Annotated in this window: 14 protein-coding genes; 3 read left to right on the top strand and 11 right to left on the bottom strand. The window is 39.4% G+C overall.

What is annotated here, in order from left to right; translation table 11 throughout:
- Positions 1–16: 16 nt before the first annotated feature.
- The 6 genes from ABE28_RS09625 to ABE28_RS09600 form a co-directional block, all read right to left on the bottom strand.
- Positions 17–472 carry a DMT family transporter gene (locus ABE28_RS09625; RefSeq protein WP_064466280.1) on the bottom strand — a complete coding sequence of 152 codons (456 nt, stop codon included), beginning with the start codon at positions 470–472 and terminating at the stop codon, positions 17–19.
- Between the two features lie 17 nt (positions 473–489).
- Positions 490–1,134, bottom strand: a complete 645-nt coding sequence (locus ABE28_RS09620; RefSeq protein WP_257390806.1) for a Crp/Fnr family transcriptional regulator — start codon at positions 1,132–1,134, stop codon at positions 490–492.
- A gap of 66 nt (positions 1,135–1,200) precedes the next feature.
- Complete coding sequence (locus ABE28_RS09615) at positions 1,201–1,626, bottom strand: DMT family transporter (RefSeq protein WP_064466282.1); 426 nt, start codon at positions 1,624–1,626, stop codon at positions 1,201–1,203.
- A 255-nt stretch (positions 1,627–1,881) separates the two neighbouring features.
- Entirely contained in the window at positions 1,882–2,376 is a 495-nt protein-coding gene (locus tag ABE28_RS09610) for a DinB family protein (RefSeq protein ID WP_064466283.1), read from the bottom strand.
- A 360-nt stretch (positions 2,377–2,736) separates the two neighbouring features.
- Positions 2,737–3,480, bottom strand: a complete 744-nt coding sequence (locus tag ABE28_RS09605; protein WP_064466360.1) for an SDR family NAD(P)-dependent oxidoreductase — start codon at positions 3,478–3,480, stop codon at positions 2,737–2,739.
- 49 nt (positions 3,481–3,529) lie between these two features.
- The gene (locus tag ABE28_RS09600; protein WP_064466284.1) at positions 3,530–4,285 is read right to left on the bottom strand and encodes an SDR family NAD(P)-dependent oxidoreductase; all 756 of its coding nucleotides are present in this window, start codon (positions 4,283–4,285) and stop codon (positions 3,530–3,532) included.
- 277 nt (positions 4,286–4,562) lie between these two features.
- On the opposite strand from ABE28_RS09600, the gene ABE28_RS09595 reads away from it, so the two are divergent.
- Positions 4,563–5,702, top strand: a complete 1,140-nt coding sequence (locus tag ABE28_RS09595; protein WP_064466285.1) for a LuxR C-terminal-related transcriptional regulator — start codon at positions 4,563–4,565, stop codon at positions 5,700–5,702.
- Positions 5,703–5,817: 115 nt separating this feature from the next.
- On the opposite strand, the gene ABE28_RS09590 is transcribed toward ABE28_RS09595, so the two are convergent.
- Genes ABE28_RS09590 through ABE28_RS09580 form a run of 3 tightly spaced genes read right to left on the bottom strand, consistent with a single transcriptional unit; the run spans position 5,818 to position 9,540 of the window.
- On the bottom strand, positions 5,818–6,960 hold the full coding sequence (locus ABE28_RS09590; RefSeq protein ID WP_083232018.1) for a Ger(x)C family spore germination protein: 1,143 nt from the start codon (positions 6,958–6,960) through the stop codon (positions 5,818–5,820).
- Positions 6,957–8,465 (bottom strand): spore germination protein, encoded by a 1,509-nt coding sequence (locus tag ABE28_RS09585; protein ID WP_064466287.1) that lies wholly within the window; start codon positions 8,463–8,465, stop codon positions 6,957–6,959. The genes ABE28_RS09590 and ABE28_RS09585 overlap by 4 nt, the downstream gene beginning before the upstream one ends.
- Positions 8,449–9,540: an endospore germination permease gene (locus ABE28_RS09580; RefSeq protein ID WP_064466288.1), complete on the bottom strand. Its 1,092-nt coding sequence runs from the start codon at positions 9,538–9,540 to the stop codon at positions 8,449–8,451. The genes ABE28_RS09585 and ABE28_RS09580 overlap by 17 nt, the downstream gene beginning before the upstream one ends.
- 405 nt (positions 9,541–9,945) lie before the next feature.
- On the opposite strand from ABE28_RS09580, the gene ABE28_RS09575 reads away from it, so the two are divergent.
- Together ABE28_RS09575 and ABE28_RS09570 are read left to right on the top strand one after the other, a co-directional pair.
- Positions 9,946–10,611: a response regulator transcription factor gene (locus ABE28_RS09575; RefSeq protein ID WP_064466289.1), complete on the top strand. Its 666-nt coding sequence runs from the start codon at positions 9,946–9,948 to the stop codon at positions 10,609–10,611.
- A gap of 13 nt (positions 10,612–10,624) precedes the next feature.
- Positions 10,625–12,064, top strand: a complete 1,440-nt coding sequence (locus ABE28_RS09570) for a sensor histidine kinase (protein ID WP_218971339.1) — start codon at positions 10,625–10,627, stop codon at positions 12,062–12,064.
- Positions 12,065–12,269: 205 nt separating this feature from the next.
- On the opposite strand, the gene ABE28_RS09565 is transcribed toward ABE28_RS09570, so the two are convergent.
- Both ABE28_RS09565 and ABE28_RS09560 read right to left on the bottom strand, forming a co-directional pair.
- On the bottom strand, positions 12,270–12,962 hold the full coding sequence (locus ABE28_RS09565; protein ID WP_064466290.1) for an ABC transporter ATP-binding protein: 693 nt from the start codon (positions 12,960–12,962) through the stop codon (positions 12,270–12,272).
- 11 nt (positions 12,963–12,973) lie between these two features.
- Complete coding sequence (locus ABE28_RS09560; RefSeq protein WP_064466291.1) at positions 12,974–14,410, bottom strand: ABC transporter permease; 1,437 nt, start codon at positions 14,408–14,410, stop codon at positions 12,974–12,976.
- Between the last annotated feature and the right edge of the window lie 236 nt (positions 14,411–14,646).

Raw genomic sequence — 14,646 nt, 5'->3', positions numbered from 1 at the left:
AGCTTAATCGACTGAATTATAACCGTATTTTTTTGTATGCATGCTTTTTCATCTTAAAAACAAGGATTCCTGCTATCATAATCCCGAGCCCGATCAATTTATTCATCGTAAAAGGAACCTTCCCAAAACTGAACCATCCAAACGAATCGATAAGAACGGCCATTGTAAGCTGGGAGACAAGTACAATGGAAATGGCATATGCCGGCCCTAAGATGCGGATTGCCTGCATGATGCAATAGACTAGCACAACACCCATGACTCCACTTAATAGATACAACTTATTTACACGGCCAATCGCCAACAGGCTCGTATCATCCATGATTTTAAACATCGTGAAAGACGAAATGAAACCAAGTCCCAGGACGATAGCGGTTGTCGCCCAAGACCCGATCTTTTCACTCAATTGGGCATTAAAGACCGTTTGTATACTAATGAAAACCCCTGCAATGATTCCAAACAAAATTCCTTGCATACTCCTGCCCTCCTATTTCATTCGTAAATATTTCCATCTGTCCGTTGCCGCAGCTTCGACAAATCCACAATATATAGAGCTCCTTGTTTACGTTTGATGATTCCCTCTTCACACAATTTTTGTATGACCCGATTTAAATGCCGATAGCTTGTACCGATGAGATCAGCGACTTCCGTCAGATTGGAAGTGCCCATTTCCTTATGAAACATGGAGCCGTCTCCTTCGGATGAAAGAGACAAAAGATAGCTTGCAAGACGTGTCTCGACAGGATGGAGCCTGTTCAAACTTGTGGCATGTGATTCCGTAAAAAACTTTTGGGTAATGATTTCCAACAAAAAATGCAGAAACTCAGCTCGCTTCGTTTCCATCGACCTTAAATCATCAAAATGAACGCAAACGACTCTCCCTTCACTGACTGCTTCAACTGTATGGAGGACATGCATCTCCTTTATATATTCCACATCGCCAAAAACGGCAAGGGGCGTCTTAAACCGTACGATCAATGATTTTCCTTCGGGGGAAGTTGTAAAAATCTTCATCTTGCCTTTAACTAAAAAGTACATGTGCTGAATATCCTCCCCCCTAGAACATAACACTTCCCCCTTCTCGAATTGGTAAAGAGATAATTTCCTCTTCGTTTCTTCCGAAAAAACTCTATTCAACTGAAATTGATCAAGATATCCAGGAATAGCTGAGCTATCATTTATTTTTTTCAATATCCATCACCTTTACCATTTAAATATGATGACACCCACTAACATCATGGCCACTCCAAATACCTTTTGAAATGACATCTTGTGCTTGAACATACCAAATAGTCCCTTTGTATCAATAACGAATGCACAAAGAAGCTGTGCAATTAAAATCGTTGCGATTGCAAAGGACATGCCCAGCAAATTTATCGCTGTCATCTCCCCGAACACGATCACGACCCCTAGCATGCCACCCAGCAAATAAAAATAAGGAACCTCACGAAAGCCCTCCGCTCTTCCATCACGGGCAATCAAATAAATGATGATCGACAAGGTAAATCCGACAAGATGCACAATCGCAGTGGTGTGCCACCCACTAATTTCCTCACTCATTCTTGAATTGAACACGCCTTGCAACGAAATGAATATGCCTGCAATAATTGAAGAGAATATCCCTTTCACCTTTTCTCCTCCTTTCTGGATGACTTGTACTCATTAAAATACAGAAGTGGAAATTGACGAAAGGACATATGTCCCTTGTGATAATTTATTGTTCCCTTTATATACATACTAAACATAGCCTAACCGCACGACTAGTACAGCCTGTCGAGTTCGTGATATGGTTGTTTATTCAGAAAAAAATAGGGGAACATCCGATTTGGAAGTTCCCCTATTTTTTAAAATGGCCTTTTAATGGAATAACTGTAAAGCTAAGAGCTAAAAGCTGCGTTTACTGGCCCAAGCTCCTTGCATTTTACTGAGATATACAATTTGCCCAATATGATATGCGTCATGCATCGCTAAACTCTTCAGTTCAAGCACTAATGAATGATCTTCTCCTGGGATCTGCCTATACAAATCTTCATGTCCTGATTTCTCCAGTATTTTCTCAAGTTCACGATGAACTTCAAAATATTCTTGTTTTGTTTCCTTCCAATTTTCTAACGTCTCGGTTGGTAATCGAAAGGTGGAATCATTATTTTCTGCCTGTGGTTCATTTGCTGTTTGCCCTAGAAATCGCATCATAAATCTCTTTTCATAGAATAGTAAATGACAAACTAATTCCCAAATGGAATTCATTGTCCCATCAGCTGGTTTCCAAATTGCCTGTTCAAACGTGATATCCTCCAGCACTTTTTCAAGCGGTGGAAACCAGTCTTCTTCATCTAAGCAGCTTGCCCATTGTTGTAATAGAAGTGTCTTTACATCCATTGTATCCCCTCCAATTTCATCCCTTTTGCTTCATTTGGTCAACATTAAAATTTGCAAGGTATTGTAGATGGCACTAGATAAGGGTTCATTCCCATTAATTATTCAATTATTCTGTCTCTTTGACGGAACAATGAAAGTTCCGTTATTTGGAAATACAGAACAACCTTAGTTTATCATAAGTTGCATTAGCATAGATAGGACATTCGCTCTCGGTAATGTCATTCATTAGGCTGCTTATTCGCATAAAACAACTAAAAACATCTAAAAAAGAGCCCTTCCGAAGGATAAGCGATTTACACCGCCTCCCATACGGAAGAAGCTCCGATTCTTCGTTTTTTTGCCACTCTTTAGAAAAAGGGTTTATACTGCCGTATAACCGCCATCGACAATAAGGCTTGTGCCTGTCACGAATGAGGCATCATCACTTGCAAGAAAAAGAACGGCTTTAGCCACTTCTTCTGCTTTGCCCAACCGGCCGATTGGATGTAAATCGATCAAACCTTGCCTTACATCACCCTGTGCTGCCGCAATGAGCGGTGTATCAATATAACCTGGGCAAACGGCATTGACGCGTATCCCCTCTTTTGCATAAGTGGTACCTAATGTTTGGGTTAATAGCTTGACCCCGCCCTTCGCAGCGGAATACGCCGTTACCCCTGGCTTCCCGGCATGACTGTGAATGGAGCCAGTATTGACGACGGCGCCGCCTGTACCTTGTTTTTGCATTTGCTGTATCGCATATTTATCTGAAAGGAAGACGCCTGATAAATTAATATCAATCGTTTTTTGCCATTGCTCATAGCTTAACTCATGAATGTTTCCATCCCTTGCAATTCCGGCATTCGCAAACATGATATCCAGTTTCCCGAATTGATCGACCGTTTTTTCAATCATATTCTTTATGTCCTGTTCATTCGTCACATCGGTTTTAACAAAAAGAGTATCGTACCCTTTTCCATTTAACTCATCAGATACAGCTTGTCCATGATCAGCAAAGTCCGCAATGACAACCTTTGCTCCCTCTTCTGCAAATAATTGCGCCGTGCTTGCCCCGATCCCACTTGCTCCACCTGTTACGATTGCCACTTTATCTTGTAGTCTCATTCCAAACACTCCTTCGGTTTTCATTTCTTCCCCCGCTGCTTTGCAGGTTTCAGCGGGCTGTCGCTCCGCCATCAATCACAAATTCCGTACCGGTCGTATAGGACGATTCATCAGAAGCAATGAAAAGCACCGTATTCGCCACGTTTTTGACAGTTCCCAAATGTCCTAAAGGAAATTCTTTACCCAATTCATCCTTTGAACTGCCCGTTTGCTCTGATGCATAGTCTGCCATCCCGGTATCGATGTATCCTGGGTGAATCGAATTCACCCGGACTCCCGTTGATGCATACTCGATGGCAGCGTCTTTTGTCATGACCCGGACTGCTCCTTTGCTTGCACCGTAAAGAACATGGCCCGGCGCCCCGATCAAGCCTGCAATGGATGATGCATTGATGACCGATCCTTTATTTTGCTTCGCCATCAATGGCATGATATGTTTCATTCCCAGGAACACGCCGGTCACGTTGATCGACATCAGCCGGTTCCATTCCTCCAGTTCAATCTCCGTAACGGGTTTAATGATATAAATACCCGCATTATTGAATAGAACATCCACTTTCGCAAAAGCAGCAATCGTTTCCTTCGCAACCTTCTTCCAATCTTCTTCACTGCTGACATCGTGACGAATGAATAACGCTTCCCCCCCGATTGCTTGAATGTCCTCTACAGCTTGAGCTCCGGAATCTTGGTTTATGTCAGTAATGACGATTTTTGCTCCTTCACTAGCGAATAATAAAGCGGTTTCTTTCCCGATGCCTGTTCCTCCGCCAGTAATGATGGCTACCTTGTTTTCGAGTCGTTTCATTTCATCAGATCCCCCTTATTTATTTTTCATGTTCCAGATTCCTTCAAAATCAAGAATCCTCATCCCTAGAGGTTTTCCTATGTCATCGAATCATATGCAAGCACTGAAAGCAGCCATGATTACTTCAATGAATGGGAATGGCAAAAGCTTTCTTGTGGGCTTATACCTATATTTTACTCCTCTTGTTTTCAAATACTATCCTATAAAATGCTGTATAATAATAAGATATCCCCCCCTTTTTATAGGGGTATTTTGTTATTGAGGAGAAAAATCCCCCATGACCCAGCCCATTCATCCATATGAAGAGATAACGTTTAAACAATTCATTTTATTCATAAAAAGCCATAACAAGCAGATTGAAGAAAATATAAACATATATCTGAACCTGGAGCCATTCATAGGAGAATCCGAGCGAAGAACGTTAGAAACATTACTGGAATCTTTTTTACTATTCATCTCCTCCCAAAGCATTGAAGACATCGAAGATACACATGAAAGGTATATGGACACCTGGCTCCAATCACAATTATCCCTGATTGATGAAAAGCTTTTCAGCATGTTTCGGCTAATCTTTGAAAAAGCCATCGTTACCTTAATGGTCAATCTGAAACATCCCCATATCATTTCCATCTTGATGTTTCTATTATCGATATTTTCTCATCTTATCCATAGCTATAACAAATGGGATGGTGATGAGCGAAACCAATATTCAAAAAGCGATAAGGAAAATGCGGAGCTGACCAGGCTGCAATTACTGGATCAATTGGATGAACTTCTAATCCATTCAGCTGGCATCAAGGATTTTGCCCATATCTTAAAAAAATGTGAAGAGTTCTTTCATTTTAAAAGATGTGTTTTTTATGCTTATATCCCTTGGTCCAATCAATTATATGGGACGATTGGAGCGGATCTTCCAAAGGTACAAAGTATGAAAGGCCAGCTAAGCGCAAAGCAGTCATTGGTTTTCAATTCGAAAAAGCCTGTATTCTTAAAAGATCCACACCATTACATTAAAGAAGAGCATATAAAGTTATTTAACCTATCATCCGTTATTTTTATACCGATCGTTCACGATCAGCAGGTGTTCGGTTGGCTAACCTTCGACCAATTGGGGGTTGAATTCGATTATGTGAAAGAAGATCTCCTATTGCTTGAACTGGTTGGAAAAAGGTTGGGCTTATATTTATCCAGAAAGGATGATGAGGTGCCAATAGATACTGGACTCCAATTGACGGAACGGGAGTCGACGATTTTGAGTTTGCTGGCAGAAGGACATAACAATAAAAAAATGGCCGATTTATTGCAATTAAGCGAGCATACGATAAGGGACTATGTAAGTAGTTTAATGACCAAGTTCAAAGCCAAAAATCGGACACAAGTCGTCGTCCACGGATTTCGCGTCGGTCTACTGAAGTAAAGAAGCGGTTTAGTTTGATGCCCCCATGGAAGGGGACTGCCACGCTCCTGACTCTTTTAGTCACGGCAGTCCCCTTACTAAATGTTCCAATCCAATACTTTGAGTGAGTGGAGTTTCAATTCAAGAACTCATATTTATAATCGCCTGTTTGTTCAATGGTGACATCCACATTTATATTGCGAATCGAATCTTCCGCAAGTGTAAAGTCATTCCCGAAAATCGCCTTCCATTTCTTAACATCTTTCCTATAGACTGTTTCTTCCAGGTTATAAATATCCGTCCCTTTTTCAAGGGCAAACGTGTATGTGGACCTAATTTCTTTCGCTAATACATGCTCCACTTTATCCTTTAAGATGGGCAAAGGGATGTTGCCTTCCATATCCCTAACGACACCATTTACTTTAATTGAAATATCGAATGCCACTTTATCATTCATGAAAATTGGCTTTATGTCGAACTTGGGCCTGATTAAGGACATTTCAACGGAAGTGTCCTCATTGATCTTTACAGCAACCGGTGACCTGATTGTTGATTTTGTTAACCACCTGAGCCCGCTAAGATGCTTGTTAGCTATTTTGGCTTTTAATTGGTTGTTTTTGATCAAATACGAACCAGTTAGCTTTACTGTATTCTTCGATCCCCCCTGTTTTTTCCACACCTCGGGTAAAAGTGAGATTTTGGGCAGCTTAACGGTCATTCCTGACTCATAATTTTGTGTATAAAAACTTTGGATCCTGATGGGAGCGACATAAGATCTTAATTTATAAATATCTTCCGGATTAAAAATGCTCGTTTGCACGGAAGATCCGAATAAACTATTGACAATGAGGATGTCTTCCAACGAATCGTCCGTTCCATATAACCACGTGGTTTCCCTTATTTGCTGGAATCTTAAAATGGGATCGTTCACCTGATCCAGTCCATGCTTCAATAAGTTTTCAGAAAAAATGATCAATTGGACATGAGCCCAATATACATATTGGTTTGACCTTTTATAAATATCATTCAAAGCCGCATTAATCGTTTTCCCGCTCCCCTTTGCAACCCAAACAGGGGTAGGTTTCGGTTCAAGGCTTTCCTGTTTGGCCACACCGGCAAAGGATGTCACCTGTACATAGATGTCATATTGTCCATTCCGATAATCAATCCCCACTGCACTTATATATTGAATATCCTGAATATCCTTAGTATCCCAGCACCCCGTTAATGTAAGCAGGCTCATTCCGATAAACAAACTCACAAGGATTCTTTTCATCATCCATTTCCTTTTGATTTGTCCTTGGTTTTCAGCATTGCCGCTCGTTTCTTTTTAAATAGATATGGCTTCACGAAGACTCCTCCTAGTATATCTTTAAAAGATAAGGGAGATATGGGTGCTAAATACGGTAACCCGTAAATCTGCAGCCTTGATAAATAAAGGACTATGGAAAAAACGCCAAGAAAGAATCCGAATAATCCCAAGATGGAGGAAAGAAATAATACGAAGAATCTTGCAATGCTCACTATTCCGCCAACGGATTGATTGATTAATGTATAAGTAGCCACGGCAGTCGTGCCAGCCACTACCAACATCGTTGGGGACGTTATCCCACCTCTGATTGCCGCATCACCAATGATCAATCCTCCAACCACCGCCAGAGATTGCCCAATCGCTCTAGGCAGTGTGACACCCGCCTCTCTAAAAAGCTCGAATAATCCCATTATCAGGAATGCCTCTTGCTGCGGTGAGATAGGTAAACCAAACCTCGATACCGTTATGGTCGCCAAAAAGGAAAAGGGAAGCTGATCTAATTGAAAGGATATAATGGCAATATAAAAACCTGGGAGAAATACTGATATTATTAGACCTATGATCCGAAAAAAATACTCGAAATTAGTATAGTATGAAGCTGTATGGCGATCTTCAGCCGCTTTTAACATGAACGTTATGTTACCTGGGCCTATTAAGGCGGTTGGGGCGCTATCAACCAATATGGCAAAGCGACCATTGTTCAAACTGGCTACAGCATAATCCGGCCTTCCTGTATAATCAAATAATGGAACGAACTTGAACCTGCTGCCCGACAAGAACTGTTCAAGTTCTGTGGTGCCTAACAAGATATCTGTCTCTATTGAAGAAATCTTTTCCGTTACTTGTTTTATGATGTTTTGATCTGCAATATCTTTCACATACAATAAATTGATTTTGGTCTTACTCCTTTTACCAATGATGAACGATTGATTTACGAGTGAAGCAGACTTATACCTTTTTCTAATCAAAGCTAAATTAACGGAGATATCTTCAATGAAGCCATCCCGCGGCCCGCGAATTGAAATTTCCGTGCTGGTTTCCTCAGGGCTTCGATTGGGGATGTTCGGAAGAGCAAACATATAAAGCAATCCCAATTCCTCGAATAACATCAATACCATGCCGGAAAATACGTTTTCCCCTATCTCTTCTGAAGTAGTGGTTAATGGGTTTATTCGACTAAATTTAAATTCAACTTGCCCATGCTCGGCACCTTCCTCCTCCATCAGTGAAATTTGGGACAATAAACTCCCTTCAAGTCTTGCCACTGATTCCCACATTTTTTTAACGTCGATCATAACTTCTGAAAATATCAACATACAGGAAAGAGGTGCATCGGATATACCATCAGATTCTATAATGTGTTTTTTGAATTTAATATCTGAGCTCATATTGAATAGTTCAGTGAAATATTCGGATTTCAGCTGAATTCCAGAAGCACTCCCGTCATTATGTTTGTCAAACAGCGGCTCCATTTCTTCTCACCCTCCCTTTTAATAAAATGATTATGTTGATGAATATGGTTATAAATAAAATGCTCAGCACACTTATCTTGAAATAATAGCGGTCAGTGAAATTTCTGAAAGCCGGAATATCGATCGGGACCCAAAGCGAGATGACGAGGATAAGTGATACGGCCACCAAAAATATATTTTTTATTTTTTTTGAGTTAATTTGATACAGCTCACCTATTAGGAAAATCGACAATGATACACGGATGAATGCACCCGATAGCCATTGATAAATCGATAAAAAATCCAATCGGTTCAAATATTTCCCCATCGTGAGCAACCTCCATTGTGCATAAGCGGGATTGCTGCTTTTGGCGGCCTGGGTCGGACCGAATTCCGTAATCGAGCCGATTATCGGACCTACGTTAATCATTAAAATAAATAAACCCAGAAAAAATAAATGCCTGAACTTTATATCCGACTTCACATACTGTTGTATCAATATGAAAAGAAAAATCTCTGTAAACCCACCACCAAGGATTACGGCACCATCCCATACCGGGGTAAACCCATGCTCCAAAATGGGGAAAAGCAAGGAATATTCCTTGAATTGTATATTTGCCGTCATGATCATAAATCCGAGGGCCACGACAACCGGTAAAACGAGCCCTCCAGCTATGGCTATCGTTCGGATTCCTGCCTCTGCAGCAAAAAAGCAGAGAATGATGAAAGGGATGAATAAAATGTATTCTGGTGTTTGAATCATATATGTACTGTTTACCCATGAGAAGGTGCTGTATAAGGTGACATATACATTTAGCAGCAATAACAAGGATAGCAGGATTTTGATGAACCAGGCGACCATAGGGTGGCTGTGGGCATGGAGCCAGCCAATTAGATGCTGCTGCCCAGTCTTTTTAATGATCCAATAAATCATGGGTAGCCACAAAAGGAAAAGCACCCCTGTTACCAAAGCACTTATCCATGAATCCCTTCCAGAAGCACTAAGCAGTGAGGGCAAAACGATGACATGGTTCATCAAGCCGATGGTGAGGATCAATACCATCGTCGCTTGGAATGTGGATATATTTTTTGTCATGTGCCACATCCTTTCGATTATAATATGAGGCTCTGCTTTTAGATTTATTCAAAAAATGGATATTTTGGATTTAGCGAGTTATATATTGAGGAATATTAACTTACTGGTATTTGAAGGGATGGGCCGCAAATTAATTTCCATTAGGGTCAAATGGCAAAGATTATCCGCTATCCCACAATCCCCTTTATATTTTTAGTGCAAAAGTGGCTCAATTTTCAACTTTTCACTTTTTTTCTTTCCATTAGTGCGTATTTGAATTGAAATGAGGAATGATCAAGTAACGAAGCATACTCTACAATTTTATTTTATTCTTTTAAATCTCTTAACATTTAAGCGTAACACCGTCTGCATCTCCACATGAACTCCAGATAGGCCGGTTATAATAACGCTAGTAGAGGTGATGAAATGAGTAATTATCGAATTCTCGTGATAGAGGATGACGAAGAGATTCAGGAATTGATTAAACAATTTTTAATGACACAGCAGTACACGGTTATAGTGGCATCAGATGGTTTAGAGGGAATGAAGCAATTTAATAAACAATCCTTTGATTTAATTCTTTTGGATGTAATGCTGCCAAACCTTAACGGGTTTGAAGTTGCCAAAATGATCCGACGACAGTCAAATATCCCCATTATCATATTGACCGCATTAGAAGAAGAGCAAGATCAAATGAAAGGCTTTGATCTTGGAATCGATGACTATATGACGAAACCTTTTTCTTTTCATGTTTTGATTAGACGAGTTGAAGCAGTACTGAGAAGAAGCTATGACCAAAGTGCTAAAAACCACTTGGTTTTTAAAGAAATACATGTGGATTGTGACGCATACAAGGTATACGTAAATAAGGCTGAAATATCCCTAACGACTAAAGAATTCGAAATGCTTCAACTGCTGCTTCAGCATGAAAAGAAAGTGCTCACAAGGGAATCCATCGTAGAAAAAGTTTGGGGATTCGAATATTGCGGGGAAACACGAATAATCGATACACATATTAAAAACATACGAAAAAAAATGGATATTCCATACATTAAAACCATAAAAGGAATTGGTTACAAAATTGATGAATAGTATCTTATTAGCTTTGAGGATGAAACGGATTACTTACAAACTTTTTTTGATTACTTCCTTTATTTTATTGGCCTTTGCATGCCTGATTTATTTAACCTTGTACTTTTTTCTCCCTACTTTTTATGAGCAGTACAAAACAGATCAGCTTCAAACAGGGATAGTGGAAATGATTGATGAATCCAAGGACCTCCCCATCCAGAATGCATTACCGCTTTTTGATGAATACGCACAAAAAAATAACGCAATGATTTACCTTCATAATGAACAAGGAATAATCATTTACGCTTCTTTTTTATCCGTTATACAAGGGAATGCCCACCCTTCGCCTAATGGCATGTATGATATTACAATGCCCTTAAGAAACTCAAATGACCTTCCAAATTCATTTGATGTTACTATGCCCATTCATTTTCAGGATGCAAACTTAACGCTTGTTGTATCCGCAACCTATCAGCCCATTAATGAAGCCTCACAGGTCTTGGCTCTTTTCCTTCCCTATATTAGTATTATTGTAGTTATTATTGGTATAGGAAGCGCTTATTTATATTCGAGGTTCATTACAAGACCACTCATTTATATTAATAAAGCGGCACAGAAAATGGCGAACCTGGATTTTTCCGAAAGAATAGAAGTTCGCGCCAATGATGAAATGGGTGAATTATCCAATAGCTTAAATGATTTGTCACGTAACCTCCAGCAATCCATGCTTGATTTACAGGATGCTAATCAAAAACTAAAAAGTGAAATGGAAAAAGAGCGGGAAGTAGAAAAAAAACGCAGGGATTTTTTTGCCATAGTTGCACATGAATTAAAAACTCCTCTCACGATTATGAAAGGGCATTTGGAAGGAATGATCTATAATATCGGTCCATATAAAGAACGCGACACTTATTTACAAAAAAATTTTCAAACCGTTCAAGATATGGAACAATTGGTTCGCGAGATTATCGGTATATCCAAATTGGAACAGCATACCTTCAAACTACAATTAGAAGAAGTGAACCTCGCAGAATTGATTGATACAATCACTAAAGACCTCGGTTTTTTTGCATCACAAAAAGATATTCACCTGATAAAAAAGATTGATTCTCAGCTTTCTGTTCATACTGATCGTTTTCTGTTAGAAAAAGCCTGTAAAAACATTATTCATAATGCGATTATGTATTCACCTAATGGTGAGAAAATATATATAGAAGTAAAACAGAATTCATTGCTGCATCAAATAAATTTTCGAGTCATCAATACAGGAGTAAAAATTAACGAAGAGGATATCCAACATATTTTCAAACCATTTTATCGGATCGAAAAATCAAGAAATCGAAATACCGGCGGAAGCGGCTTAGGGTTATTTATTGTAAAGCAAATTTCCGAAGCTCTTTTTATTACGTATTCCATAAATAATACAGAACAAGGTGTTGAATTTTTAGTTATCCTTCCATTGTCCATCAAGTAAACAAATAAAACATCACAATCTCATTTCTAAAAGATGTAATGAGATTGCGATGTTTTTGACTTTGAGATGTAGAGCAGATTACCTAGCCAAAGAGAAAAGCTCGATTATTTAGAGCACACGGTCTTTATGGAAGACTTTATTCATTTTACCTTCTGGAGCAATCGTGAGGCTTTTCCTTCCATTCATTTATCTCCCCCCTCAGTTTTTACTGATCATTTGCCTTCAACTCTTTGATTACTAGCTTTCTTTTCTCGAGATACACCGCTTTATCCGATTGTTGCGCCACCTCTTGGGAATGGGTGACGACAATGATACATTTATTTTCTTTATGGGCTAGTTCTTTAAATAACTCGATAATACCCCTGGACGTTTCTTGATCTAGGTTCCCGGTAGGTTCATCAGCAATTAATAAATCAACATTACAGGATAATGCCCGAGCAATCGCCACCCGCTGTTGCTGTCCACCGCTAAGCTGTAACACCTTTCTTTTTGCTTCTACCTCTGTCAACCCTACCTTTTCCAACAACTCTAATGCCCTTGCTTTTTTGTCTTTCACATCAACGCCAGTAATCTCCATGGCTGTCACTACATTTTGAAGAGCCGTCATATAAGTAATGAGATTATAAGATTGAAAGATGATCGAGACATATTGGTTTCGATAGGAATCGAGACCGATCTTTCGTAAATCGGTTCCTTTGTACACTACATTCCCACTGCTAGGGATATCCAATCCACTTGCCAAACTGAGGGTCGTAGTTTTTCCTGATCCCGATGGTCCTAAAATGGTATAAAAATGTCCGGCTTGAAATGCAAAATTCACATTATCTAATATCGTGATTTTTTTGTTATTGCTTTGATAATGGTAATTCAAATCTTTGAATTGTAAAATCGTATCCATGAGTGTTCCTCCTACTCATCTTTTAATAATATTTCTTTTGGTTTCAATCGAAGAATCGATAATGCTGGAATGATGGTTGATAAGATTGCGATTAATAGGCCTAATCCCCCTAATTTCATCACCTCTTTGGATGTTACACTTACATCAATATTATCGATAGGATCCACATCTTGATTTAGGTCACTCCCCATAAGCGCGTCGCTTGTAGTCACAAACCCTGATCGTTGTCCAGGATTATTTTCTTGCTCTTCAGAGGCCGTAATTTCTTTCTGTAATAAACTGTCTCCCATTTTTTGAGACACTGCCCCACCTGTAAATATGGAGAGGCTAAAGGCTAAAACAGCAACACATAATACTTCTACTAAAAGTTGTCCTATTAATTTCCCTTTTTTCTCGCCAATCGACAGTAAAATCCCTAATTCCTTCCGTCGTTCTTTTATGGTCAACATAATGATAAGACCTAAGATAATGGACCCTGTAATGGAAACCAGGTAGATGATCCATTTTGAAGTGGCTGCCATGTTCTCAATAGGGCCTACCATTTTCTTATATAATTCATCATGAGCATCCAGTTTAAATAGGTCAAAATCAATGTCTGTTTTCTTTCCCGCTGCTTTAAAAGCATCGATTTGCTCTGGATCATTTAAGTAATAAATGGCTTTATCAATGGGGGTGCCCTTCATATCCTTATTGTCCGAGAATTCTTTTAATGATTCGAGCGAAACATATATTTTGTTAGATGGATCCAAGAATGCTATTGGTGGTTTTGGGCCAACTGTCTCAGATGCTTCAAAAATCCCGATTATTTCTACCTTTATTGTCGATTTCCCATCGTCTTTTTTGATTTTTACCTTATCACCAACCTTTAGCTTGTTTTCTTCAGCTAACTGTTTTTCAATCAAGGCTACTTTCTTGCCTTTGTCTTCTGCTGTTATGCCACGCCCTTTAATGATCTCCTCCGTTCCTTCTGTAAATCCTTGCAATAAATCAGTGGTTCTTGCGCCGACCAATGATATATTGGGCATTTCCCTATCATCTTGATCTTGGCCTCCAGCCATGGCAACCGAGCCTGCATTTTCATCAACCTCAATGGGAGTAAAGCCCTCAGCTAAACCAAACGCACTTTTTACATAGTTGAAATTTTTTACATAGGTTGATTTAGCTAACTTATCTGCCGCCTCTGTAGAAATTTCTGGTATCTTTATTCTTTCATTTGGATTTTCTTCTAGCTGTTTTTCCGCTTGTTTTTGGAACTTTTCTGAATCTAACCCTAGCGTTACGTCAACGCCCAACTTTTTTCTAGCGAAATCACTCGCTGTTTCCGAGACATTTTGCATCGCGAAACCTGCCAACACCAGATTAGTCACCACTAAAAATACCGCAAATAAAATAAGCGATCTTCCCTTTCTTGCTTGTACACTTAAAAATGCTCGTTTGATAAAATTCATGTTGATACCCTCCCTTGATACCTTTAATATATAGCACCAATCTGGAGTTTAAATGGAGATATAGAGGAGTTTGTCTGGAGATTTCCGATGTCATTCAAGGGGGGAGTGTGAGATTCAAAAAAAGGGATAAAGCTTCAGGCACAAGCTTTATGCTTTTTGTTGTCATCCTTCTGATCAATCACTTTCATTCGCGGCTCAGGAAGTCGTGACACTTCCTTACCTCCAATTTTTTGAAT

The organism is Peribacillus muralis (assembly GCF_001645685.2).
Classification (GTDB): Bacteria; Bacillota; Bacilli; order Bacillales; family DSM-1321; genus Peribacillus; species Peribacillus muralis_A.
This window is presented reverse-complemented; position numbering and strand designations above follow the sequence as displayed.